Genomic DNA, 23,588 nt, shown 5'->3' with positions numbered 1-23,588 from the left:
CATGAGGGTCATGGCACAGATGGCCATGGTGATGAACCTCGACAAGTGCATCGGGTGCCACACCTGCTCGGTCACCTGCAAGCAGGCGTGGACCAACCGCGCCGGCACCGAGTACATCTGGTTCAACAACGTCGAGACCAGGCCCGGCCTGGGCTACCCGCGCACCTACGAGGACCAGGAGCGGTGGAAGGGCGGCTGGGAGCTCGACAAGCGCGGGCGGATGAAGCTGAAGGCCGGTGGCCGGTTCAAGAACCTGATGACCATCTTCTCCAACCCCAAGCTGCCCTCCATCGGTGAGTACTACGAGCCCTGGACCTACGACTACTCCACGCTCACCGACGCCCCGGCCCAGGAGCACACCCCGGTGGCCCGGCCGAAGTCGCTGATCAGCGGCAAGGACATGAAGATCGAGTGGTCGGCCAACTGGGACGACGACCTGGGCGGGTCCACCGAGACCGCGCACCGCGACCCGATGCTGGCCAAGATCGCGGAGAAGGTGAAGTTCGAGTTCGAGCAGACCTTCATGTTCTACCTGCCCCGGATCTGCGAGCACTGCCTGAACCCTTCCTGCGCCGCATCCTGCCCCAGCGGCGCGATCTACAAGCGCGAGGAGGACGGCATCGTCCTGGTCGACCAGGACAAGTGCCGCGGCTGGCGCAAGTGCGTCTCGGGCTGCCCGTACAAGAAGATCTACTTCAACCACCGCACCGGCAAGGCCGAGAAGTGCACGTTCTGCTTCCCGCGGATCGAGGTCGGCCTGCCGACCGTCTGCGCCGAGACTTGCGTGGGCCGGCTGCGCTACATCGGCCTGATGCTCTACGACGCCGACAAGGTGCTCGAGGCGGCCTCCACCGAGGACGACCAGGGCCTGTACGAGGCCCAGCGCGAGGTCTTCCTCGACCCCTCCGACCCCGAGGTGATCCGGGAGGCCGAGAAGGCCGGCATCGCCCGCGACTGGATCCTCGCCGCACAGCGCTCCCCGATCTACGCCCTGATCAACACCTACAAGGTCGCCCTGCCGCTGCATCCGGAGTACCGCACCATGCCGATGGTCTGGTACATCCCGCCGCTGTCGCCGGTCGTCGACGTTGTCCAGGAGACCGGTGAGGACGCCGAGGACAAGGGCAACCTGTTCGCGGCCATCGACGCGCTGCGCATCCCGGTGGAGTACCTCGCCGAGCTGTTCACGGCCGGAGAGGTCGAGCCGGTCGACGCGGTGCTGAAGAAGCTCGCCGCCATGCGGTGCTACATGCGCGACATCAACATGGGCCGCGAGCCCGACGCCTCCATCCCCGCCGCGGTGGGGATGAGCGAGGAGGAGATGTACGACATGTACCGCCTCCTGGCGATCGCGAAGTACGACGAGCGCTACGTGATCCCGCCGGCGCACGCCGAGCAGGCGCACTCCCTGGAGGAGCTGACCACCGAGTGCTCGGTCTCCGAATACGGCGGCGGCCAGCAGGACCTCTTCGGCGAGGGATCCGGCGCACCCACCCCGCTCGCGGTCGAGAACTTCCGGGTGCTGCAGGACCGCCAGACCTCCGACTCGATGGCGGGTCCGGAGGACAAGGGCAGCCGGGTCAACCTGCTGAACTGGGACGGCAAGGGCTCACCGCCCGGCATGTTCCCGCCGAAGGGACGGGACACGTGAGCACCCGACGCGGCCGGCCCGCGCTGGCACCCGAGCAGCTGACCGTCGCCTGGCAGTCGGTCTCCCTGCTCCTGGACTACCCCGACGAGACGGTCCTCGCCCACGCCGACATGGTCCGCTCCGCCTCCCTGGTGCTGCCGGCCGCGGTCGGCGACCCGATCCGGGACTTCCTGGAGAAGCTCACCTCCACCCCGCTCGCCGAGCTGCAGGCCGACTACGTCGAGACCTTCGACAACCGACGGCGCTGCAACCTCTTCCTGACCTACTTCGCGCACGGCGACACCCGCAAGCGGGGGATGGCGCTGCTGCGCTTCAAGCAGACCTACCTCAGCGCCGGGTTCGAGCTCGACGACAAGGAGCTCCCCGACCACCTCTGCGTCGTCCTGGAGTTCGCCGCCACGATCGACCGCACGGCCGGACGCGACTTGATGCTCGACCACCGGGCCGGGCTGGAGCTGCTGCGACTCTCCCTGCGCGACATGTCCTCGCCCTGGTTCAGCCTGATCGACGCAGTGACCGCGACGCTGCCGACCTTGCGCGGCGAGGAGCGGGACGCCGTACGACGCCTGGCCGTCGAGGGACCGCCCGAGGAGGAGGTGGGACTGGCGCCCTTCGCCAGCCCCCAGTTCAGCCCGGGCGCCTCGAGCAGCACGACCCTCCTGCCGATGCCGTCCTTCCCAGGAGCCCGGACATGAACGAGTTCCTCTTCTTGGTGTTCCCCTACGTGTGCCTCACGACGTTCGTCGTCGGGCACTGGTGGCGCTACCGCTACGACAAGTTCGGGTGGACCACCAGGTCCTCGCAGCTGTACGAGAACCGCCTGCTGCGCATCGGCAGCCCGCTGTTCCACTTCGGCATGCTCGGCGTCATCGGCGGGCACGTGATCGGGCTGCTCATCCCGCAGTCGTGGACCGAGGCCGTCGGCGTGGGCGAGCACCTCTACCACGTCGCCGCGGTCGGCGGCGGCATGCTGGCCGGCATCGCGACCGTGGTGGGGCTGGTGATTCTCATCTACCGCCGACGCACCGTCGGCCCGGTCTTCTCAGCGACCACCGTGATGGACAAGGTCATGTACGCGTTCCTGGCCGTAGCGATCGTGCTGGGGATGTGGAACACCATCGCCGGCTCGATCCTGACCATCGGCGGCGAGTACAACTACCGCGAGGGCGTCTCGGTCTGGTTCCGCTCCTTCCTGGCCTTCCAGCCCGACGCCGACCTGATGGCGGCCGCGCCCCTGGGCTTCCAGCTGCACGCCCTGGTCGCCTTCGGACTGTTCGCGCTGTGGCCCTTCACCCGACTCGTGCACGTCTTCAGCGCGCCGCTGGGCTACCTGACCCGCCCCTACATCGTCTACCGCTCCCGCGATGACAGCCGACTCGGCAGCCACCGCCCGCGCCGCGGCTGGGACCGGGTCGGCTGATGTGCGAGTACTGCGGCTGCCGCGAGGTCCCCGCCATCGCCGAGCTCATGGACGAGCACACCGCCCTGATGGAGCAAGCCCACCTCGTCCGGCAGGACCTGGGCGCCGGGGACGATGCCGCGGCGATGGCACGCCTGCGTGACCTCGTCACCGGCCTGGACCGCCACATGGCCCGGGAGGAGGCCGGCATCTTCCGCGCCATCCGCTCCTCGGGCGAGTTCGTCGACGAGATCGACGCCCTCGAGGGCGAGCACCGGGACTTCTCGGTCGAGGTCGCCGCGCTCGCCCCGGGCACCCCGGGGTTCGCGGACCGCGTGCGGAGCCTCCTGGACGACCTGGGCGTGCACGTCGAGCGGGAGGACCTGGGGATCTTCCCGGTCTCCGTCGTCACTCTCGGCGCCACCGGATGGGCCGTGGTCGAGGCCGCACACGAGGACTCGCCGAGCTTCCTGCACGACACCGGCACCCACCCACGACCACCGACCTGAGGAGCACCTATGCAGAAGGAATCACTGACCGCCCTGGTCCGCCACCACATGGTGAACGCCGTGGCCGCCACCAGCGGCCGCAGCGCTCACACGATCTACGGCGGCCACGAGCACGTCCTGCGCCAGACCTTGATCGCCCTGCGTGCGGGCAGCGGACTCGACGAGCACGAGAGCCCGGGCGACGCCACCCTCCAGGTCCTCCACGGCCGCGTGACACTCATCGCGGGGCAGACGCGCTGGAACGGATCGCCGGGCGACCTGATGTCCATCCCGGACTCACGCCACTCGCTGGAGGCCGTCGAGGACTCCGCGGTCCTGCTCACGGTCGGCAAGGCAATCGGCTGAGCCGGCGCAGGTCGAGGAGCGGTGGTAGGAGACCGCAGCCCGCCACTAACCGCCCGATGACACGCCTCATCCGTCGCACCACCAGGAGAATCCCATGCTCTCTGAACCCACTCGTGCCGTTGTCGAGGCGACGTTGCCGGCCGTAGCTGACAACATCGAGGAGATCGCTCGCCGCTTCTACGCCCACATGTTCACGGCCCGGCCGGAGTTAATGGACGGGTTGTTCAACCGCGGCAACCAGGCACAGGGCGCCCAACAGGTGGCGCTCGCAGGATCGGTGGCCGCCTTCGCGACCGCGGCCCTGCAGGACCAGCTTCCTGAGCAGCTGCTGATGCGGATCTCCCACAAGCACGTGTCCCTCGGTCTGCGCCCCGACCAGTACCAGGTCGTCCACGACCACCTCCTCTGGGCGATCGCCGACGTCCTGGGTGACGCCGTCACCCCGGAGGTCGCCGCCGGCTGGGACGAGGTGTACTGGCTGATGGCGGAGCTGCTGACCAGTCAGGAGCGTGGCCTCTACAGCGCCCGAGGAGTGCGGCCGGAGACAGTGTGGCGCGACTGGGAGGTGGTGGAGAAGCGGCACGAGACCGACGACGTGGTGACCTTCGTCGTCCACCGCAAGGACGACCGCCTGGTCAAGACCTCCCTGCCCGGCCAGTACGTCTCCGTCAAGATGCTGATGCCGGACGGCCTCCACCAGCCTCGTCAATACAGCCTCACCCGCGCGGACGACGGCGAGCACCGTCAGTTCTCGGTCAAGCGTGTGCACGGCGCGGACCTCCCCGACGGCGAGGTCTCGAACCTGTTGCACGACTCCGTCGACCTGGGGGACACCGTCACCATGTCCCTGCCGTTCGGCAACGTGGTTCTTGACGACTCCGGTCGACCGCTGGTCTTCCTCAGCGCTGGCACGGGCATCAGCCCGATGGCGGGGATGCTGTCCCACCTGGTCGCGGCTGGATCGTCCTTGCCGATCCTGCTGCTGCACGCCGACACCGACGAGCGGTCGTTCGCTCTTCGGCACCAGGTCCTCTCCGACGTCGAGGCGCTGTCGAACGCCGCGGTGCATGTCTGGTTCGAGCACGACTCCGAGAGCACCTTGCCGGTCGACGGCGTGCACGCCGGCCTTCTCGACCTGGACGAGGTGTCGCTGCCCAAGACGGCGATCTACTACTTGTGCGGTCCGCTGCCATTCATGAAAGCCATACGGTCCGCGCTGCTGGGGCGCGGAGTGGCGGCGCACGACATCCAGTACGAGGTGTTCGGCCCCGACCTGTGGCAGGCCGATGGTGCAACTGAACAAGCGCCGACTTGAGTCGAGAGCAGCACTGCTGCGGCGACGGGTGGCGACTGACCGGTGGTGACAGAGTGCCGTGCGACCCAGACCGCAGATGAAACACGACGGGACTAGGGCTGTTTCGTCGATGTTTCTCGCACCGCTGCCTCGTTGGAGGGCGACGTCTCCGCGCTCCAACGGCATTGTCAGGAGCCCGCCACCTAGAGCTGCGGGCGCCAGCTGTCCACTCGTAGAGAGGTGCGAGGCTCGCGGTGTGTAGTGCGTGCGGTGGGTTGCTCGCCACAGCGCAAACTGCCGATCGCCGACCATGTGTGGAGTCGGACTGTTCCTAGCGGACGCCGATGCTGGGTCACAGGCTTAGGACGTATCCAGTCGCGAACCCGGCAGCGCTCGCCAACGCGATCCAGGGCCCGCCCTTGCCGAACGCCTCAGGAGCCAGGGTGTCGACGACCGAGGTGAGCACCGCCCCGGCAGCGAATGCGAGGGGTCCGGCGAGGGTTGCGGGTGAGGCGCCGGCGAAGGCCAAGCGGCCGGCGACGACGGCGGCCGCGAGCAAGACGGTGGCGCCCGCCCACAGCGCCACCACCGATCTCGCGCTTCGTCCCCTGCTGCGCATGGTCACTGCGCCGGCGAGTGCTTCCGGAAAGTTGCTGACGAAGACGGCTACGAGGAGCGCGACACTTGCGGAGCTGGCCAATGAAACGCCGAGAGCCGTGTTCTCCGGGATGCCGTCCAGCGTCACCCCGGCCAGCAGCGCCCAACCAGCGGGGTTACCCGCTGACTTGCGACTGAGCGCATAGTCGGCGCTCACGAAGAGCAGGGCACCTGCTGCGAACCACGCACCGGTTCGCAGGGGGCCGCCGTCCTGGTAAGCGGGCTCGAATAGCTCGAACGACACTGAGGCGATCAGTGCGCCTGCGGCGTAGGCCAGAGCGGTCGCGATCAGGTGCCGCGGTGGGCGCCAACGCACGCCCACGAGCGCGCCGAGCAGCAGCGGGAGCGATGCGCCGCAGGCGTAGATGGCCGTCTGCAGCACCTCAGTCACCTCGGCGAAGGAGCGTCGTGCAGGCGGACAAGTGGGTGTGTTTAGGGCGGGTGAGAATGCTCATGGGTCGACGATGAGCGCCTGTGGCGCGGCGGCTTTCATGCGGGTGTTGAGCCACGTCAGCTGTCGTGACGTCTCCGCGTTCGACGAGGTCGCGACGTCCAGCAGCTCGCGATCACGTACCCCTTGGGCGGCCTGAGCCACGACGGTCCATGTCGTCTGGACCAGGGTCGCAAGCACGTGGAGGTCCTGCAGGTCACGGAGCAGCCCGACCGGTCCCGTGCGGACCTCGGCGAGCCCGTTGGCGTGGAGCCGTTCGGGCTCGGCCACGCTGTCGTCCTCGCCGTAGCGTTCGACGGCCGGGAGAAGCCTTCGACGGTGCTCGTCGCTCCACTCGGCGAGCATCTGGCAGGTGTGGAAGACGTCGACCTCGGCGCCGTGCCCTGTTGCGACGGCGCGGAAGGAGTCAGCGAGGGTCTTCTCGCTGTGGTCGGCCAGGCCGACGTAGGTGCTGAGGTGCGGCATCACGACCTCCCTGGGACGGCGTCGTCGGACCCCGTGGCCTGGCTCGGGTCGAGGATGTAGCGCGGGGTGTCGGGGAGGACCGTGCTGCTGGTCGGTGCGCCGCCGGTGGTGGTCGGCACCTGTTGGCCATTCCTGGACGGGGCCGGTGCAGATGCGGTCGTGGTCGGTGCCGGGGCGGGCCCGTCACCGTCGCGGGTCTTGGTGACGCGGCATGCTGCGGTCTTGAAGTAGGGCTGCTTGGAGACCGGGTCCCACACCGTCATGGTGAGCTCGTTCGCCAGCCGGTGGTCCGCGTCGGTCGTGTCCCCGCCGGGGTCGAAGTGGCCGTAGTGGAAGGGCGCGAACACCGCGCCCTCCATCACCTGCCCGACCCGGGCGCGGACCTCGATGGCGCCCCGGGGCGACTCCACCCTCACCCAGTCGCCCTCGGTGATGGCGAGGCGGTCGGCGTCGGCGGCCGAGAGCTCGACCCAGGCATCCGGGGCGGCGGCGTTCAGCGACCGGGACCTGCCGGTCTTGGTGCGGGTGTGGAACTGGTAGGCAGTGCGCCCGGTCGTGTACCGCAGCGGGAACTCCTGCGACGGTTCCTCGTGTGGTGGCGTGTACGGCGCGCCCTTGAGGAAGGCGCGTCCAGCTGGCGCCAGGGCTCGGTGCTCGGATTCGGTGACGGTGCCGCCGGTGATCAGGTCGTGGCCGTAGGTCTCGCAGTAGTCGGTGTCGGTGGGGAAGACGCCGTCTGCGTACAACCGGTCGGTGCCCTCGGGATGCTGGTCGTTGACGGGCCAGGGGATGCCCGATGGTCCACGGAGCTTGTCGTAGCTGAGGCCGGTGTAGTCGACCGGTCGGCCTGCGGTCACGGACCTCCATGCGTCGAAGGCCTCCTCCGGTGTGCGCCATGTAATCAGAGGAGACCCGTCCTTGTCGGTGAAGCCCATCGCGTCGGAGTAGGCGAGGAAGATGTCGAGGTCGCTGCGCGCTTCACCGGGTGGGTCCACAGCTTTCTCGGACAAGTGGACGGTACGGTTGACGTTGGTGAAGCATCCGGTCTTCTCTCCCCACCCCGCGGCGGGTAGGACGACGTCGGCGAGCTCGGCCGTCTCGGTCAGGAAGAGGTCCTGGACGACGACGAAGCACTGCTCCCCGGCAAGGATCTTGCGTATCCGTCCGCTCTGCGGCATCGAGACGGCCGGGTTGGTGGCAGAGATCCATAGGAGACCGACCGCGCCGGTCTCGGCGTATCGGAAGATCTGCATCGCATGGGTAGGTGGAGCCCAGTGCGGGATCTGCAGCGGGTCGACGTTCCAGGTGGTGGCGAGCTCGTCGACGTGGTGGGGGTTGTTCCAGTTGCGGAACCCCGGGAAGTCGCCGTCGGCTCCGCATTCACGGTTGTTCTGAGCGGTGGGCTGGCCGTTCATCTGCAGGACCCCGGCGCCGGGACGCCCGAGCATGCCGCGCAGCAGGTGCAGGTTGTGCACCGCGACCGAGGCGGCCGTCGCCTGGTGGGACTGGTAGAACCCCTGGAGGACTGTGGACAGCACACCGGTGCTCTCCCCGAAGATCCGGGCGGCGCGTCGCAGGTGCTCGCCGTCGATGTCGCAGATCTCGGCCACGTGCTCGACGGTGTAGGGCTCGACGACCGAGCGCAGGTCGTCGAGGCCGATGGTGTGCTCGTCCACCCATGAGTGGTCGACCCACCCGTTGACGAAGAGTTCGCGGGTGAGGCCGTTCATCAGGGCCATGTTGGTGCCTACGCGGGGAGCCAGGTGCACGCCTCCGGTTCGCTCGGCCTCACGGGCCACCAGGGTGCGGCGGGGGTCGACGCACACGATTCGCGGCGGGTCGTCACCTCGGGTGCGGTCCAGGATCCGCGTCCAGAGCACGGTCTGCGTCTCGGCCATGTTGTGCCCGAAGAGGAAGATCGCGTCGCAGTGCTCGATGTCCGTGTAGGAGCCCGGTTGCCCGTCGGCGCCGAACGACTCCTTGAACGCGGCAGCGCTGGTGGCCGTACACAGGCGGGTGTTGCCGTCCATGTGAGGGGTGCCGAGACCCGCCTTGCCGATGACCGCCTGGGTGTAGTACTCCTCGAGGAAGAGTTGGCCGCTGGTGTAGAAGCCATGCGAGAGGGGCCCCTTCTCGTCCAGGAGTCTCTTCGAGACCTCGACGATCCGTCCCATGGCAGTCTCCCAGTCGGTCTCCACCAGGCGTCCTCCTTCGCGGACGAGAGGTCGGGTGAGTCGGTCGGGGGAGCTGGCCCAGATGGTGCTGCCGTACAACCCCTTGGGTCCCAGGCGACCGTGGTTGACCACGTCGGTCGCGCGACCTCGGACGCCGACCATGCGGCCGTCCTTGACGGCGATGTCGCACCCGCACCCGTTGCTGCACAGCAGACACGCCGACTGCACCCACCGGTCGACGTCGCTCTCGACTACGCCGTCCTCGAGGTGCAAGTCGACGCGTGCCGGCCAGACAGTTCCCCGGCCGTGTGGCGTCGGGTCCCCGTAGATGTCTGCGATCCTGTCGGCCACTTGACTCTCCTCGCGACTAGCGTGAATGTTTGCGTAGGCGCAACATTGCGGTACCGCAAAGAAACCACGGAAGGCAGGCCGGCACAAGTGGCAGCTCCTGTACCTCGTGACCCCGGCGCCAGCGAACCAGGCGGTTCCGGCGGTACCGGCGTACCGGTGGATCCACAGCTGGACGAGGTGGTGGACGAGTTCATCACCGCGGGCCGGGCGTTGGTCGCGCTCGCGGTCCGGTCGATCAATGCCGCTCCTGTCGAGGTGACGTTGGTGCAGCATCGGGTGCTGGTCCTGCTGGCCTCGCGCGGCGAGCAGTCGGTGAACGCCCTTGCCGACGAGCTCGGCGTCAACGCCTCCAACGCCAGCCGGGTCTGCGACCGCCTGCAACGTCTCGAGCTGGTCTCGCGCCGTCGCTCGAGCACCGACGCCCGGTCGGTGAAGATCTCGATCACCACAGGTGGCGGGGTCGTCCTGGCAGCGGTGCGTTCCCACCGCCGGACGGAAGTGCGCGCGATCCTGGAGACGATGTCGGCAGCAGATGCCCGTGGGGCGGTGAGCGCCCTCCGGGCTTTCAACGGAGCCGCGCACGAGGCCGCCGACGAGGACTGGGTCGCGCGCGACGGCGTAGCAGACGACCTCGACCCCCCCGCCCCCGGCGCGCAGCGCTGATGGGAGCTGCAGACGCTGCTGCTCGACCGCGTCTTCGGTGGACACGGCCAGACGAGGACTACAACGGCTGCCGCTCTACCCCCGAGCGCCCTTTCTGATCGGGCGGCTCATGACCTTGGAGGACTGCATACAGATGGTGATGCAAGAAGGTGGGCACAGTCGGCCGGAGTCCGGTCCATCAGGCGGGATGGTCGACGTGCTCAGCAGGTGGGAGCTCTCAGGTGGGTTGTGGCGGGTGCTCGACCTGAGAGAGGACTGGATCGACATCGGCTTGTTCACCTGCGGCGGGGCAGAGCAGGTGAGCCGGGTCAGCGGAGCTCGTACGTCGGTGCTCCGGGACTTCCTCAGCGGCCGGACTAGCAGCGAGGATTAGGGCACGCTCGTCAGGTCCACAGTCGCCGCCCTGCACCCAACGGAACCCCGTTGGCCTAGTGGTCTGACCCGGGGCGATTCAGCCGCGCGGTAGGTGGATTGAGGTTAAGTGGCTCGTCACAATCCGGGGTGTAGTCGGGGTCTGAAGCCGCCGGACTCGAGCAGGCTCCTGGCGATGTAGTTGGTGAGGTTGCGGAACCCGAGTGCTGAGCCGCGCAGGTGCTCGAGCCGGCCGTTGATCGCTTCGGTCGGCCCGTTCGACGTGCCGGGCCGCTCGAAGTAGGCCAGGACGTCGTCGGCGCGCTTCTTCAACGTCCGACCCAGCGTGATCACCTCGGTCAGCACGGCTTGGACGCCAGTGCTCACGGTCTCGATGAGCTTGACCATCAGCTCGCGGCCCTTGGCCCGGTCGGGCTCGCGTAGGCGCCGATCATGCGCTGATAAATCAACCAAGTTGCTTCCACCTGCACGTGATCGTCGCTGGCGATGAATCGCACTGTGAGCCAAAAACGCACCGACTCTCACGCGCTGGGAAGTCAGCCCACCGAGGGCTTGCGCGTAAGCGAAGGGGTTGTCTGGGCTCAACACCACCTCGAACACGTCGGCTGTGGTCTCGTCCAGGCTCGGACTATTGAGCGCCTTTAAAAGTGCTCGGCCTACGGGGGTGAGTTCGCCGCGGCCCTCGTGAAACTCAATCCACCCGAGCCGTTCAAGGAAATCCGAGTATGTTGGGACTGCTGCACGATCAGGTGACAGGTTGACGTGCCCTACAGCTTGGGTTCCAGATCCGGTGGCTAGCTGACAGTCTTCACGAAAGGCTGACAGCTGTGCCTCGTCCCTATCCTCCGGAGTTCCGGGCGCGCGCCATCGCGCTGATCCGGGCCGGCAAGCAGGCCAAGCAGACCGCGGTCGAGCTCGGCATCCATCCAGTCACACTGTCGAAGTGGCTACGCCAAGACGACATCGATAACGGGCTCCGCCCCGGAGTTCCCTCGAGCGAGTCCGCTGAGTTGCGGGCCGCTCGTCGCCGGATCCAGGAGCTCGAGACCGAGTTGGGGATCGTGCGGCAGGCAGCGAAGTTCCTCGGCGAGGACAAGCCCCGCCCAAAAGGCTCTACCCGGTGATCGAGCGACTCGTCGACGCCGGGGCTCCGGTCGACACGTGCTGCCGGATCCTCGGGGTCACGCGGCAGTCCTACTACAAGCACAAGCGCACTCCCCGTACACCCAGGCAGCTGCGCCGCGAGTGGCTGACCGGCCTCATCCGCGAGGTCCACGTCGCCTCGCGCGGTACCTACGGCTACCGGCGAATCCACGCCGAGCTCACGATGGCGATGGGGATCCAGGTATGTCAGCGAACTGTCTCGGTCTTGATGACCCAGGCAGGGATCTACGGCCTGCCCGGCCCCGCACGCGTCAAGCGCCTACGCGGCGTCGTGACCGCCGATGACCTGGTGAACAGAAAGTTCCACCGGATCAGGCCGAACGAGCTGTGGGTCACCGACATCACCCAGCACCGCACGAGGGAGGGGTGGCTCTACTGTGCCGCGGTACTCGACGCCCACAGCCGCCGGATCGTCGGCTGGTCCATCGACTCCCGCCAGGACTCAACCCTGGTGGTCAACGCCCTCGACATGGCGATCCGCAACCGCCGCCCGGAGCCAGGCGGGATCGTCCACGCCGACCACGGCACCCAGTTCACCTCCTGGGTGTTCGGCGAAAAGATCCGCTCCGCCGGCCTGCTGCCCTCCTTCGGCACCGTCGGCGACGGCCTGGACAACGCCATGATGGAGAGCTTCTGGTCCTCGATGCAGATCGAACTTCTCAACCGCAAGAAGTGGAAGACCCGGGTCGAACTAGCAAACGCGATCTTCGACTACATCGAAATCTTCCACAACCGACAGCGACGGCATTCAGCGCTCGGCTACCGCACCCCGATCGAGTACGAACTACGCTCCGCAAACGACCCCATCCCCGCTGTCAGTTAGCCATCGCGGATGGAGCCCAAACGGTAGGTCAGGTCAAACTCGGCATCAGCGCAGGGTGCACGGCTGGGTCCACCAGGACCGCATCGATCGCGGCGAGCGACCCGGTGTGAGCACCAGCGAGTCAGACGAGTTGCGTGCAGCCCGCAAACGGATCCGCGAGCTCGAGACAGAGCTGGCGATCGTCCGGCACGCCGCGACGTTCCTCGATCCCGACAGCGGGGCCCGGCCGCACCCAAAAGGATCCACCCGGTGATCGACGCGCTCGCTGCAGGCGGGACACCGGTCGATGTCGCCTGCCGGGTCCTCGGGGTCTCACGTCAGTGACGTGCCCCCCGGGTTGGTTACCCGACTGAGTGATGAGTCGAAGGCCCTCCTTGGAAGGCTGGACACTGTGCCCCGTCCCTATCCACCTGAGTTTCGCCACCGCGCCGTCGCGCTCGTGCGTGCGGGCAAACAGGCCAAGCAAGTCGCCTACGAGCTCGGCATCAGCGCCGGGTGCCTGCACAACTGGGTCCGCCAGGACCGCATCGACCGCGGCGAGCTCGACGGTGTCGCCACCAGTGAGTCAGCCGACCCTCCGTGCGGCTCGGAAGAGGATCCGCGAGCTCGAGACTGAGTTGGCCATCATCCGCCAAGCCTCGAAGTTCCTCGCGGAGGAGAAGCCGCACCCAAAAGGATTCACCCGGTGATCGACCGCCTCGTCGACGCCGGCCTGCCGGTCAAGCAGTGCTGCCGAGTGCTGGGGGTCTCCAGCCCCGGCTACTACCGCTACAAGGACCGCCCGACCTCGCCCACCCAGCTGCGCCGAGAGTGGCTGACCGGCCTGATCGGTGAGGTGCACCTCGCCTCACGGGGCACCTACGGCTACCGCCGTGTCCATGCCGAACTCACGATGGCGATGGACGTCCAAGTCAGCTCCCGGTTGATCTCGGTGCTGATGACGCAGGCGGGGATCTACGGCCTGCCCGGCCCGGCGCGCATCAAGCGCCTCAAGGGCGTCGTCACCAGCGCAGACCTCGTCCATCGCAAGTTCCACCGCCTCGCACCCAACGAGAGGAGGGTCACCGACATCACCGAACATCCCACCCGTGAAGGCAAGGTCTTCTGCGCTGCGGTCCTGGACGCCTACAGCCGCCGGATCGTGGGCTGGTCGATCGACTCCCGCCAGGACAGCGCCCTAGTGATCAACGCCCTCGACATGGCGATCCGCAACCGTCGCCTTGCCCCGGGCGGCATCGTGCACGCCGACCACGGAGTCCAATTCACCTCATGGGCCTTCGGCGAAAAGATCCGCTCCGCAGGGCTCATGCCGTCCTTCGGCAGCGTCGGCGACGGCCTCGACAACGCGATGATGGAGATGCTCCTATCAGCGTCAAGTGGTCATCGGTGCTGCTTCGAGGAGTCGGAACAGGTGTCGGGCGTAGTACCTCTTCAGGCAGCGCATCGCTTCGCGCTTGGTCTTGCCTTCGGTGATTCGGCGGCCGATGTAGTCCTTGGTGGGTTGGTGGTGCTTGGCACGAGCCAGGATGGCGGTGTGCAGGGCCCGGTTGAGCTGGCGATCACCGCCGCGTGAGAGTCGGTGCCGGGTCTGTGTCTGACCCGAGGTTGCCTCGAGCGGAGCGACACCGCCGAGCCTGGCGAAGGCAGCCTCATCGCGGCAGCGGCCGGGATGGGACCACGACACCAAGATCTGTGCGGCCATGAGCACGCCGATGCCAGGCTCGTCTAGGAGATCGGGTGCCATCGAGCGGACGAGCGGGGTCATCGCCAGCTCGAGTTCGCGGCACTCGTCGGTGAGCTGTCGGACTCGGGTTGCGGTGCTGCGCAGCGACAGCTTTGTGGCTGCGTGCTCGGGGTCGGTCGCGGTGTCAGGACGTAGCCGTTGGCAACGCCCGACCAGCTCCATGAGCGGGCGGCCACGTAGTTCCTCGCGCAGGTCGACGGGCGCTGTGACGACCAGAGCCTTCAGGACGTTGATCGCGGCGACGCGAGCGAGTTTCGCGCTGTCACGTGCGGTAATGAGCGTCCGCAGTCCTTCCCGGGTGCCGCGCGAACGCGGAGTCGCCCATGTCTTGCGGCCCAGGATCTCGCGTGCTGCACGCACGGCGTCGAGGGAGTCTGACTTCGCACCATCCTTCGACGGCCGGGTGCTGGGGTGGTCGAACTCGATGACGAACTCACCCTTGACCGCCAGAGCCGCGGCCAGGCCGGCGCCGTAGCTTCCGGTCGACTCGATGGACCAGGCCCGGCGGCCCGGGGTCGTGGAGGCCTCCGCCCAGCGCAACGCTTGGCCGTAGCCGCGGGCAGTCGTTGGGAAGATTCGTGACGCGAGTTCGCCCTGGGTCTTGGCGCATACGACTGCGGCGGTGATCCGGTCGCGATCGGGGTCGACGCCGATGATGTGATCGACGAGGTCTGCGAGTGCCATGCCTTGCTCCTCTTGGTTCGGCGGATAGGACTCCGCCGAGAGGTGAGGCAGGACTGTGATGGGTCACCCGAAGGGACAAGCTCCTAATCAAGCCATCGAGGTCGGCGGTGCGGCTGACGGACATATCTCTCAATGAGGACACCGGTGGGGTCGGTCATTCTGTGGGTCACGTCAGCCGGCACCACCTTGCCGCGCAGCATGCTGGGAGTCTCACAGTCGTTCTGATCCTCGATGCAGATCGAGCTGCTCAACCGCAGGAAGTGGAAGACCCGCGTGGAGCTGGCCAACGCGATCTTCGATTACATCGAGATCTTCTACAACCGCCAGCGACGCCACTCCAGCATCGACTACCGCACCCCGATCGAGTACGAACTACGCTCCGAGTTCAACACCGTAACCGCCTGAGGATTCACACACCCAGGGGTAACCAACCCGGGGGGCACGTCATCTTGCCTGTGAGGATCGCTCCTCGCTGGAAGGATCGTCATCATGCCGAAGCCCTATCCCAAGGAGTTCCGCGACGACGTCGTGGCAGTCGCCCGCAAGGGCGGCGCTCCGTTGACTCAGATCGCGAGGGACTTCGGGATCTCCGAAGGTTGCTTGCACAACTGGATGAAGAAAAGCCGACGTCGAGGACGGCGCCCGCCCGGGCCCGACAGCGGCAGACTCAGCCGAGCTGCGTGAGGCCAAGAAGCGGATCCGTCTGCTCGAGCAGGAGGCCGAGGTGATGCGACGCGCGGTCGCCTACCTCTCGCGTGACGTCAACCCAAAATGATGTACCCGCTGGTCCTCGAACTGGCCGCGACCCACGCCCCCATCCGGGTGCCGGTCACGGTGACCTGCAGGGTGCTCGGCTTCTCCACCCAGGCCTTCTACAAGTGGCGCGCGGACCCCGTCAGCGCCCGCGACCTGACCGACGCCTACCTCACCAACGCCGCGGTCGACCTGCACACAGACGACACTGAGTTCGGCTACCGGCTGATCGCCGATGACCTCCGCGATGCCGGCCACCAGATCTCCGACAACCGCACCTGGCGGCTGTGCTCGGTCCAACGACTGTGGTCTGTGCACTCCAAGAAGCGCGGCCTGAACCGCCAGCCCGGTCCGCCGGTCCACGACGATCTCCTCGCCACCCTGGTGGCCTTGACGCCACCAGCGCTTGTCTGCTCGATCGAGTTTCGATAGATTAGTGTCGCACGACGACATGAAAGGGTCGAGAAATGAGCGGTCGAGTTATCGCAGCGCTGCGTGTGGTGATGGCCATCGCGCTAGCAGGGTCCGTGGTGGTGCAGGTAGGAATGGTGTCCTTGCTGTGGTTGGACACCGATACGGACCCCACCAGGATCGGGATCTCGTTGGTGAGCATCGGCGTGCTCAGCGTGGTGACCTTGCAGGTCATCGCGGTGTGTATCTGGCGGTTGTTGACCATGGTCAAGCGGGGCACGGTCTTTTCCCACGCGGCGTTCCGTTACGTCGACCTGGTCATCGGGTCAGTTAGTGCTGCCGCGGTGCTCATCCTCGCCGTCGCCGTGGTGGCTCGCTTCGCCAATCACGCCACGCCTGGCGATGAGGTCGCCCCCGGTCTGGTCGGTCTGATCAGCGGATTTGCCCTAGTGATCGCCGGGGTGGCACTGCTCGTCTACGTGATGAGGACCCTGTTGGCTCAGGCGGTCGCATTGGACTCTGAGGCCAAGCAACTGCAGTCCGAGCTCGATGAGGTGATCTGAATGCCGATCATCGTCGACATCGACGTGATGCTCGCCCGGCGCAAGATGGCGGTCGGCGCTCTCGCGGACCAGGTGGGCATCACCCCAGCCAACATCGCGGTCCTCAAGAACGGCCGAGCCAAAGCGGTGCGGTTCGCCACGTTGGCCGCATTGTGCGAAACCCTCGACTGCCAGCCAGGCGACCTCCTCCGCTGGGAACCGGAGCAGATTCACGACCCAGCACAGGACTCCAATGCGGGCGGTGCCCCGAGATGATCAAGGCTCGTCACCTATCAACGCGCTACGGCAAAGTCGCTGCTCTCGACGACATCACTTCCACGGCACATTCGGGCATGTTGACCGGACTCCTGGGGCCCAGAACGGGCCGGAAGATCCGTCACGTTGCGGTTCATCGTCGGATGCGACCGCCCGACCACGGGCGAGCTTTCTTGCGTGGACCGCCAAGTACGAGTCCTGCCGGAAGCCACACTTCTCGTACGCCCGGCGAGCTCGCGGGTTGACGTCGTGGACGCTCAGGCGGACGCGGTGCAGGGGCCCACGTCGTCGAGTGCGTAAGCGACCGCCAGCTGGGTGACCTCCGTGCCGTGGCCGCGGTCAGTCGCTCCGAGGGTCACGAGCAAAGACCGACGCACAGTGTCATCCCTCCGGGGGGCCTGTTCTGGGTCGCTGCGGGAGGTCATCTGACTTACTCACGCCCACTCGGTCGCGAGAGCCGCGAACACCATGACGTCACAACGCCGGCCGTCCCAGACGCCGTGGTCTCGCATGGTTCCCTCGTGCTCGAACCCCGCCCTACGCGCCACCGCGGCCGAGCCGTGGTTGTCCGCGACGATCCTCAGCACGACCCGCGCGGCACCATGACCGAAAAGCCAGCGAGTCATCTGCACCACCGCCCGGGTCGCGTACCCGCGTCCTCTGGCAGGTAGCGCGATCCAGTAGCCAAACTGCGCCACGTCCTCCCCGGTCCAGTCATCGACGCCACAGCATCCGACGAGTCCACCGGAGGGAGCCTCGACGATGGCGAACACGGTGCCAATGGGGATGCCCGTCGCGTGGAACTGCTACCAGTTCCTGCTGAACCGGTCGATAGCCCGCTCGGCATCCTCGACCGACAACTCAGGACCCGGGCGCCCTCGTCGATCGTGAGCCCCGTTGTAGCGCCGGATCTCGTCGTCGACACTCGCTGTTGCCATGAAGGGGGCATCGCTCCGACGCCAGGGCCGCAAAGTCGCGTGGCCATCGGAGAGGTTCACCAACACCTCGTTTCCCTCGAGTTCGCCCACGATGCCGATTCTCGCAGTGTTCTCGAGTGGGACTCACGCACCGCATGCCGTTCCGCCTGCGGAACACCGATGAGGTTGTTTCCGGCGAACGCGGTGGATCGACTCGACGCGAACAGGTGCTCCATCAAACCCCAGGTCCCTTTGGGCCGCGGAGGTGCGCTCAGCCGAGGATGCGGACTCAGCCGGTGACGGTGCCGTCGCGCAGGGTGACCTCGTAGGTGAGCATCTCGGTGGCACCCAGTTCGTCGTTGTCGACCGGCCACCACGCGGCCCAGTGTCCCTCGTCTACGGAGGCTTCAACCTTGAGGCCACCCGGGGTGATGACCTCGATGCGGGCGACATCTGCGCCTGCTTGCCCCTCGACACGCGCGAACATGTCATCGCCGACCGACCCGACGCCGTACTCGTCCTCGCGAACCGCGGTACGTCCTCGAGCCGGCCCGGCGGTGTCGTCCGCGCCGCTCAGGCCGCCAAAGAAGCCCCCTTCTCCGGGTTCGGGGTTCCTCACCAGATCCTCAGGCATCAGGCAGGAACCTTCCAGCTCGGGTTGGGACAACCCGGCCACTCTGAACAGCACATAGGTCCAGCCTCCGCGCTCCTCCGCGACGAGTGTTACGGGCTCAGCGGCGGGCTCGACGCCGAGTCCCGCCGTCCCTTCAGACTGGAGTGCCAGGCATGCGTCGACTGCCGCGGCGCGTGCTGGGCCCCTGAGCTCGACCGGGGTCGGGGACCAGGAGGCGAAGGCCTCGTCTCCGCGTACGAGGACCGGGCCTGCCACGACGGCAGCGACGGCAGCGACGGCAGCGAGAACGCCGCCGACGAGCAGGGGCCGGGTCGCCCGCCTGCGCGGGGCCCTGTGGGGCGGCGACGTGCGAGTGGGTTCGACGGGGCCACTGGCCACGATCTCCTCGCGTGTGCGGGCGGCGCGTGCACGCTGGGCCTCGTCGAGCGAGTGATCGGCCGCGTCGAGATCTTGTAGCGCACGGGTGATCTGGGTGTCTTTGTGACTTTTCATGAACGGTTCTCCCTCAGAGGTGCGTTGCTCGCGGGCGAGGTGAGCTCGATAGAGGAGCTGGCTGCGTCGAGATGGCGACGCAGAGAGCGGCGAGCCCGGGACAGTCGTAGGCGGTAAGCGACCGCGGAGCACTCGAGAACCACTGCTGCCTGTGCGGAGGAGAGGCCCTCCCACACGGTGAGACTGATCGTTTCCTGCTCAGCTCGCGTTAACCGTTCCCATGCCGTGGCAAGGTCGAGGTGCGCCGTGACGGAGTCGTCACCAGCCACGCTGAGGGGTAGAGCAGCGGAGAGTCGCACGGCGAGCGCCTCGCGCCTGGCGTTCCCGCGCTGGAAGTTGAGCATGGTGGCGCGGGCGACGCCGAAGAGCCAGGGGCGGGCATCGGTGATGGAGATCGGCATGTCGCCTATCCGTCGCCACGCAACGAGGAACACATCGGCCGTGATGTCCTCGGCGTGGCTCGCATCAGCGCGTCGCTGAGCGAACCGCAACAAATCGGCGTACGTCGCGTCGAAGACCGCCCGGAAGCGTTCCTCGCGCGACGCCTGCGCGGCCCCGTCCGAAGTCGTCATGCTCACTACCTGTCCACTCCAGCGCGCGTGTGTCAGCCACAGGCCAAGAAACTTCGATCACCTGCAGACGGAAGCCCGCCCAGCGTTCACCGAGCGCACCCTCGGCAACCCCTGGCTGGACCACCTCGACTGACCCTGAGACCGGTTTCGTCTCAGAGGAGAGTCGCACGCTCCACGTGACGGTGGGCTCACAGCGTGCCAGTGCGGCATCCCGTACCGGGTCGCTCCGCGAGCCCATCCCTACCGGCGATCAACGCGGCGCCTGACCGACTCTCGTCGGTCGCCATTCGCCGTTCGTCGTCCGGGAAGATGCGCTCGCCGTGGAAGATGCGCTCGAGGGCGCCGACCAGGTCGTCGGAGGAGACGGACTTCAAGATGTAGCCGTCGACGCCGGCCCCCGGACCTTACGGACAGATCCCAGGCAAGACACGCCGAAGAGGTCAGGCGCTTCACGAGTCACGCCCGATCCGGAGGACCGCCGCCAACCCTGCCAGCCAGCCCCAGGCCTGCCACCACGCACACTTACAGGCGCTCTAGTATGCCCCACCACACGCATCCGCCGAGCCCCAGCGCCAAGACCCAGGCGAAGACGAAGCGTCTGCGACGCTGCTCGGTCCGCATGTCAGTGGAATCCTTCTACTGGATGTCCCTGCCGACGCGCGACTCGGCCAGCGGGGCGATTCAGCATTGCGGCTGACGCCAAGCCGGTTTCGCTGTTGCCGGCGTACTTCACCAGCGTGCGGATGGCGACGATCGCGGCCGCCCCCGCGATGGCGCGCCAGTCGTCATTGACGCTGAGCCGCAGAAGTCCGGCGGCGAGGAGAAGCTCGAGAAGGACCGGCACGGTCGGTCGCCACGCACGCGTGGCCAGCCAGATCAGGACGGTGAGGAGAACGGCTGCCACTGTGATCAGTAGCGCCGCTCCCTCGGTCACCGCTAGAAAGTCGACCCCACTCATGGAAGCGAATCGCCCCTCTCGCGTCCCCGCTGACGTCCCTCGGGAGCACTGCCGACAGCCTCACCTGGGTCCTGTCCCACCACCGAACGGCGGGTTCCGGCATCAACCTGTGCGGTCTCCTCCTTGATCTCTCGAGCGAGGAAGAAGTTCAACGCGGTCCGGATGGCCGCGACTGCCGCCAGCTTGCCGAGCTCCTCGAAGCTCGGTGCGATTGCGGTGCGGAGCACGTCGGAAGCCAGCTGGAACTCCAGTCCAAGCGCAAGGAACCGACCGAGGGTCAACCGGACCTCGGTGAACCGCTCAGGCCCTCGGCTGGGCAGGACGCGCACGAACTGCACGATGGCCAGCACTGCGCCGAGAAATATCACAGCGGCTCCCGCTGCCTCGACCAACCGGACCAAGAGGTCCACAGCATCGCGCAGTGTCTCCTCGGGGAGGATCTCGACCTGCGGAATCATGCTGTCTCCTGTTCCGACGTGGCCGTCACCGCGATCGATGTCGGCGGTCATAAGAGCCTCGGCGGTCATAAGCAACGCTATGGGCCACGTCCGGCGCCGGCAGGAGCGTACTGCGACATGATGGGAACGGGGCCCGGGCGCCGACGGGCAGACGAGGTTCCTGGCGCGGGACGGTAGGGCTGGCCTTACGCTGTCTTCCCTGGTCAGGGTGCAGTGGTTTTTGTCACTGCGGTCAACATCCGCAAGTTCGTGCTGCGCGCGACCAGGCTCGCCGACCTCGTGGAGCTCGGCAGCCTGACGCCGCAGGCGGCGGCCTTCCTCGACGCCGTCGTGCGGGCCGGGCTGAACGTGCTGGTCGCCGGGGGGACCCAGGCAGGCAAGACGACCCTGCTCAACTGCCTCGCCGCGGCGATCCCGGGGGCGAGCGGGTGATCTCGGCCGAGGAGGTGTTCGAGCTCAGGTTCCCGCACCCCGACTGGGTGCCGCTGCAGACCCGCCAGTCCGGGCTCGAGGGCACCGGCGAGATCCGGCTGCGTGACCTGGTGAAGGAGGCGCTGCGGATGCGGCCCTCCCGGATCATCGTGGGGGAGGTCCGCTCCGAGGAGTGCCTGGACCTGCTGCTCGCGCTCAACGCGGGCCTTCCGGGCATGTGCACCATCCACGCCAACAGCGCCCGGGAGGCCCTCGTCAAGGTGTGCATCCTGCCGCTGCTGGCCGGGGAGAACATCTCGGCCCGGTTCGTCGTGCCCACCGTCGCGTCGTCGGTCGACCTCGTCGTCCATCTGGGCGTGGACGCCCGGGGCGTCCGCCGGGTGAACGAGGTCGTCGGCGTGCCGGGGCGGGCCGAGAACGACGTGATCGAGACCGAGACCTTGTTCGCGCGTGAAGGGGGCGAGCTGCGCCGTGGCAACGGGCGCCCGCCGCGCCCGGAGCTGTTCGCGCGGGCCGGGCTCGACCTCGACCGGCTCCTGGCCGAGCGTTGAGCCGGGCCGCGGCAGGGGAGGGGGTGGGCGGACGTGGGAGCACTGCTCGGGATCGGCACCGGGCTCGGCCTCGCCCTGGTGTGGTCGGCCTTCTTCCTCCCGCGCCGGCCGCGGCGCACCGTCGCGCGCACGTCGCGGCTGGCCGTCCTGCTCTCCCGGGCCGGGCTCGCCGAGGTGTCGCCGCGGTCCCTCGTGGGCCTCTGCGTCGCGACCGGGGCCGTGGTCGCCCTGGTGGTCCAGGCCGTCACCGGCACCCTGCCGGTCGCCCTCGTCTTCGCGGGGATGGCCGCGTACGCGCCGGTCGCGATCGTCAGCGGACGCGGGCGGCGCCGCCAGCGCGACTTCGCCGAGGTGTGGCCCGAGGCGGTGGACAACCTGGCCTCCGCGGTCCGCGCCGGGCTGTCCCTGCCGGACGCCCTGGGGGCGCTCGCCGTCCGGGGACCCGAGCCGCTGCGGCCGGCCTTCGACGCGTTCGCGCTGGACTACCAGGTCACCGGCCGGTTCGGGGAGTCCCTGGACCGGTTGAAGGAGCGCCTCGCCGACCCGGTCGGCGACCGTGTCGTCGAGGGCCTGCGCGTCGCCCGTGAGGTCGGCGGGGGAGAGCTCGGCCGGCTGCTGCGCAACCTGTCCGGGTACCTCCGCGACGACCTGCGCACCCGTTCCGAGCTCGAGTCGCGCCAGTCGTGGGCGGTCAACGGCGCGCGGCTCGCGGTCGGGGCGCCGTGGGCGGTCCTGGTCCTGATGAGCGGTCGCCCGGAGGTCATCCAGCGCTTCTCCTCGGCCGCCGGCGTGGTGATCCTGGTCGGCGGCGCCGTGACCTGCGTCCTGGCCTACCGCGTGATGATGCGGATCGGCCGCCTCCCGGTCGAGCGGCGGATCCTGGCATGACGCCGGCCGTGTGGGGCGCTGTCTGCGGCCTCGGGGCGGGGCTCGGACTCATCGTGGTCCTCGGGCGGGTGCTGGTCCTGCGCCGTACCCAGGTCGCGGTGCGCGTCCTGCCGTACGTCCGGGACCTCCCGCTGGTGGGCCGACCGGCCGGTCTCCCGGTCGGCGCCGGCGGCGACCCGGCGTCGGTCGTCACCGGTGTGCTCGGGCCGGTCCTGGGGCGGGCCGCACGGACCGTCGACCGGGTCCTCGGCGGCTCGTCGTCGGTGCAGTGGCGGCTGCGGCGGTGCGGGTCGGACCGCGGCGTGCACGACTTCCGGGTCGAGCAGGTCCTCTGGGGGCTGACCGGGTTCGCGCTCGCGGCGGCGTACGGCGTGCTGGTCACCGTCACCGGGCGGGGCGATCCGCTGGTCCTGGTGACGCTCTGCGTGGCGGCGTTCGTCGGCGGCGTGGTGCTGCGCGACCGCCGGCTGAGCGCCCAGGTCGCGGCCCGCGAGCGCCGCATCCTGGCCGAGTTCCCCACCGTGGCCGAGCTGCTCGCCCTGGCTGTGGCCGCGGGCGAGGGCCCGGTGGCCGCGCTGGACCGGGTCGTGCGCCGCAGCGGAGGGGAGCTGTCCGCCGACCTGGCCCGGGTGCTGGCCTCGGTCCGCACGGGCGAGCCCGTCGGGGTCGCCTTCGACGGGATGGCCGCCTCCAGCGGGCTGCCGCTCGTGGCGCGCTTCGCCCAGGGCGTCGCCGTCGCGGTCGAGCGCGGCACCCCGCTGGCCGACGTCCTGCACGCCCAGGCCGCCGACGTCCGCGAGGCCGGGCGCCGCGAGCTGATCGAGGCAGCCTCGCGCCGCGAGGTCCTGATGATGGCGCCCGTCGTGTTCCTCGTGCTGCCCGTGACCATCCTCTTCGCGTTCTGGCCGGGCTTCGTCGGCCTGTCCCTGACCACCTGACCCCCACCCAGAGAGAACTC

The 23,588-nt window shown here is 68.1% G+C and carries 22 protein-coding genes and 5 pseudogenes; 17 read left to right on the top strand and 10 right to left on the bottom strand.

All coding sequences use genetic code 11. The features are described 5' to 3' along the window. The first annotated feature begins 1 nt into the window (after nucleotide 1). The 6 genes from narH (at nucleotide 2) to ENKNEFLB_RS17675 (ending at nucleotide 5,219) form a co-directional block, all read left to right on the top strand. Nucleotides 2–1,651 (top strand): nitrate reductase subunit beta, encoded by a 1,650-nt coding sequence (gene narH / locus ENKNEFLB_RS17700; protein ID WP_214056576.1) that lies wholly within the window; start codon nucleotides 2–4, stop codon nucleotides 1,649–1,651. Continuing rightward, nucleotides 1,648–2,346: a nitrate reductase molybdenum cofactor assembly chaperone gene (gene narJ, locus ENKNEFLB_RS17695; RefSeq protein ID WP_214056575.1), complete on the top strand. Its 699-nt coding sequence runs from the start codon at nucleotides 1,648–1,650 to the stop codon at nucleotides 2,344–2,346. Before narH ends, narJ begins: the two co-directional genes overlap by 4 nt. Beyond that, nucleotides 2,343–3,071, top strand: coding sequence for a respiratory nitrate reductase subunit gamma (gene narI / locus ENKNEFLB_RS17690; protein ID WP_214056574.1), 729 nt, complete (start codon nucleotides 2,343–2,345; stop codon nucleotides 3,069–3,071). The genes narJ and narI overlap by 4 nt, the downstream gene beginning before the upstream one ends. Continuing rightward, nucleotides 3,071–3,559 carry a hemerythrin domain-containing protein gene (locus ENKNEFLB_RS17685; RefSeq protein ID WP_214056573.1) on the top strand — a complete coding sequence of 163 codons (489 nt, stop codon included), beginning with the start codon at nucleotides 3,071–3,073 and terminating at the stop codon, nucleotides 3,557–3,559. The genes narI and ENKNEFLB_RS17685 overlap by 1 nt, the downstream gene beginning before the upstream one ends. Nucleotides 3,560–3,568: 9 nt before the next feature. After that, complete coding sequence (locus ENKNEFLB_RS17680) at nucleotides 3,569–3,904, top strand: cupin domain-containing protein (protein WP_214056572.1); 336 nt, start codon at nucleotides 3,569–3,571, stop codon at nucleotides 3,902–3,904. Between the two features lie 94 nt (nucleotides 3,905–3,998). Beyond that, nucleotides 3,999–5,219 carry a globin domain-containing protein gene (locus tag ENKNEFLB_RS17675; protein ID WP_214056571.1) on the top strand — a complete coding sequence of 407 codons (1,221 nt, stop codon included), beginning with the start codon at nucleotides 3,999–4,001 and terminating at the stop codon, nucleotides 5,217–5,219. Nucleotides 5,220–5,550: 331 nt separating this feature from the next. Here ENKNEFLB_RS17675 and ENKNEFLB_RS17670 read toward each other — a convergent pair whose 3' ends face one another. The 3 genes from ENKNEFLB_RS17670 to ENKNEFLB_RS17660 form a co-directional block, all read right to left on the bottom strand. Further along, nucleotides 5,551–6,237, bottom strand: a complete 687-nt coding sequence (locus ENKNEFLB_RS17670) for a ZIP family metal transporter (RefSeq protein ID WP_214056570.1) — start codon at nucleotides 6,235–6,237, stop codon at nucleotides 5,551–5,553. 69 nt (nucleotides 6,238–6,306) lie between these two features. Beyond that, complete coding sequence (locus tag ENKNEFLB_RS17665) at nucleotides 6,307–6,771, bottom strand: hypothetical protein (RefSeq protein WP_214056569.1); 465 nt, start codon at nucleotides 6,769–6,771, stop codon at nucleotides 6,307–6,309. Next, complete coding sequence (locus ENKNEFLB_RS17660; protein ID WP_246535643.1) at nucleotides 6,771–9,296, bottom strand: molybdopterin oxidoreductase family protein; 2,526 nt, start codon at nucleotides 9,294–9,296, stop codon at nucleotides 6,771–6,773. The genes ENKNEFLB_RS17665 and ENKNEFLB_RS17660 overlap by 1 nt, the downstream gene beginning before the upstream one ends. 156 nt (nucleotides 9,297–9,452) lie before the next feature. On the opposite strand from ENKNEFLB_RS17660, the gene ENKNEFLB_RS17655 reads away from it, so the two are divergent. Then, nucleotides 9,453–9,959: a MarR family winged helix-turn-helix transcriptional regulator gene (locus tag ENKNEFLB_RS17655; protein WP_246535642.1), complete on the top strand. Its 507-nt coding sequence runs from the start codon at nucleotides 9,453–9,455 to the stop codon at nucleotides 9,957–9,959. 489 nt (nucleotides 9,960–10,448) lie between these two features. Here ENKNEFLB_RS17655 and ENKNEFLB_RS17650 read toward each other — a convergent pair. Further along, nucleotides 10,449–10,816 (bottom strand): annotated as a pseudogene (locus tag ENKNEFLB_RS17650) (transposase); the annotation flags it as partial. Nucleotides 10,817–11,158: 342 nt separating this feature from the next. On the opposite strand from ENKNEFLB_RS17650, the pseudogene ENKNEFLB_RS17645 reads away from it, so the two are divergent. Both ENKNEFLB_RS17645 and ENKNEFLB_RS17640 read left to right on the top strand, forming a co-directional pair. Continuing rightward, nucleotides 11,159–12,318: pseudogene (locus ENKNEFLB_RS17645) on the top strand (IS3 family transposase). 391 nt (nucleotides 12,319–12,709) lie between these two features. After that, a pseudogene (locus tag ENKNEFLB_RS17640) lies at nucleotides 12,710–13,687 on the top strand (IS3 family transposase); the annotation flags it as partial. Nucleotides 13,688–13,690: 3 nt separating this feature from the next. Here ENKNEFLB_RS17640 and ENKNEFLB_RS17635 read toward each other — a convergent pair. Continuing rightward, nucleotides 13,691–14,746 carry an IS110 family RNA-guided transposase gene (locus ENKNEFLB_RS17635; protein ID WP_214056566.1) on the bottom strand — a complete coding sequence of 352 codons (1,056 nt, stop codon included), beginning with the start codon at nucleotides 14,744–14,746 and terminating at the stop codon, nucleotides 13,691–13,693. 225 nt (nucleotides 14,747–14,971) lie between these two features. On the opposite strand from ENKNEFLB_RS17635, the pseudogene ENKNEFLB_RS17630 reads away from it, so the two are divergent. The 4 genes and pseudogenes from ENKNEFLB_RS17630 to ENKNEFLB_RS17610 form a co-directional block, all read left to right on the top strand. Further along, a pseudogene (locus ENKNEFLB_RS17630) lies at nucleotides 14,972–15,151 on the top strand (IS3 family transposase); the annotation flags it as partial. An 84-nt stretch (nucleotides 15,152–15,235) separates the two neighbouring features. After that, nucleotides 15,236–15,874 (top strand): annotated as a pseudogene (locus ENKNEFLB_RS22700) (transposase); the annotation flags it as partial. Nucleotides 15,875–15,966: 92 nt separating this feature from the next. Next, nucleotides 15,967–16,473, top strand: coding sequence for a DUF2975 domain-containing protein (locus ENKNEFLB_RS17615; protein WP_214056563.1), 507 nt, complete (start codon nucleotides 15,967–15,969; stop codon nucleotides 16,471–16,473). Beyond that, complete coding sequence (locus ENKNEFLB_RS17610) at nucleotides 16,474–16,728, top strand: helix-turn-helix domain-containing protein (RefSeq protein ID WP_214056562.1); 255 nt, start codon at nucleotides 16,474–16,476, stop codon at nucleotides 16,726–16,728. A 434-nt stretch (nucleotides 16,729–17,162) separates the two neighbouring features. On the opposite strand, the gene ENKNEFLB_RS17605 is transcribed toward ENKNEFLB_RS17610, so the two are convergent. The 5 genes from ENKNEFLB_RS17605 to ENKNEFLB_RS17585 form a co-directional block, all read right to left on the bottom strand. Further along, nucleotides 17,163–17,501, bottom strand: a complete 339-nt coding sequence (locus ENKNEFLB_RS17605) for a GNAT family N-acetyltransferase (RefSeq protein WP_214056561.1) — start codon at nucleotides 17,499–17,501, stop codon at nucleotides 17,163–17,165. A gap of 433 nt (nucleotides 17,502–17,934) precedes the next feature. Further along, nucleotides 17,935–18,333, bottom strand: coding sequence for a hypothetical protein (locus tag ENKNEFLB_RS17600; RefSeq protein WP_214056560.1), 399 nt, complete (start codon nucleotides 18,331–18,333; stop codon nucleotides 17,935–17,937). Nucleotides 18,334–18,767: 434 nt separating this feature from the next. Next, the gene (locus ENKNEFLB_RS17595) at nucleotides 18,768–19,343 is read right to left on the bottom strand and encodes an RNA polymerase sigma factor (protein ID WP_214056559.1); all 576 of its coding nucleotides are present in this window, start codon (nucleotides 19,341–19,343) and stop codon (nucleotides 18,768–18,770) included. A 622-nt stretch (nucleotides 19,344–19,965) separates the two neighbouring features. Further along, nucleotides 19,966–20,277, bottom strand: a complete 312-nt coding sequence (locus ENKNEFLB_RS17590) for a DUF1622 domain-containing protein (RefSeq protein ID WP_214056558.1) — start codon at nucleotides 20,275–20,277, stop codon at nucleotides 19,966–19,968. A 20-nt stretch (nucleotides 20,278–20,297) separates the two neighbouring features. Then, nucleotides 20,298–20,828: a DUF1622 domain-containing protein gene (locus ENKNEFLB_RS17585; RefSeq protein ID WP_214056557.1), complete on the bottom strand. Its 531-nt coding sequence runs from the start codon at nucleotides 20,826–20,828 to the stop codon at nucleotides 20,298–20,300. A 144-nt stretch (nucleotides 20,829–20,972) separates the two neighbouring features. On the opposite strand from ENKNEFLB_RS17585, the gene ENKNEFLB_RS22940 reads away from it, so the two are divergent. From ENKNEFLB_RS22940 to ENKNEFLB_RS17565, 4 genes are read left to right on the top strand one after another with little or no spacing between them, the layout of a single operon-like run. After that, nucleotides 20,973–21,191: an ATPase, T2SS/T4P/T4SS family gene (locus tag ENKNEFLB_RS22940; RefSeq protein WP_214056556.1), complete on the top strand. Its 219-nt coding sequence runs from the start codon at nucleotides 20,973–20,975 to the stop codon at nucleotides 21,189–21,191. Continuing rightward, complete coding sequence (locus ENKNEFLB_RS17575) at nucleotides 21,188–21,742, top strand: CpaF/VirB11 family protein (RefSeq protein ID WP_275955903.1); 555 nt, start codon at nucleotides 21,188–21,190, stop codon at nucleotides 21,740–21,742. Before ENKNEFLB_RS22940 ends, ENKNEFLB_RS17575 begins: the two co-directional genes overlap by 4 nt. Nucleotides 21,743–21,775: 33 nt before the next feature. Then, a complete protein-coding gene (locus ENKNEFLB_RS17570; RefSeq protein WP_214056555.1) occupies nucleotides 21,776–22,630 on the top strand; it encodes a type II secretion system F family protein in 855 nt (284 codons plus the stop codon). After that, a complete protein-coding gene (locus ENKNEFLB_RS17565; RefSeq protein WP_214056554.1) occupies nucleotides 22,627–23,568 on the top strand; it encodes a type II secretion system F family protein in 942 nt (313 codons plus the stop codon). Before ENKNEFLB_RS17570 ends, ENKNEFLB_RS17565 begins: the two co-directional genes overlap by 4 nt. Nucleotides 23,569–23,588 lie beyond the last annotated feature (20 nt).

This window comes from Nocardioides aquaticus (assembly GCF_018459925.1).
Taxonomy (GTDB): domain Bacteria; phylum Actinomycetota; class Actinomycetes; order Propionibacteriales; family Nocardioidaceae; genus Nocardioides; species Nocardioides aquaticus.
Note: the sequence above shows the minus strand (reverse complement) of the source record. Positions and strands in the feature narration are given on the sequence as shown.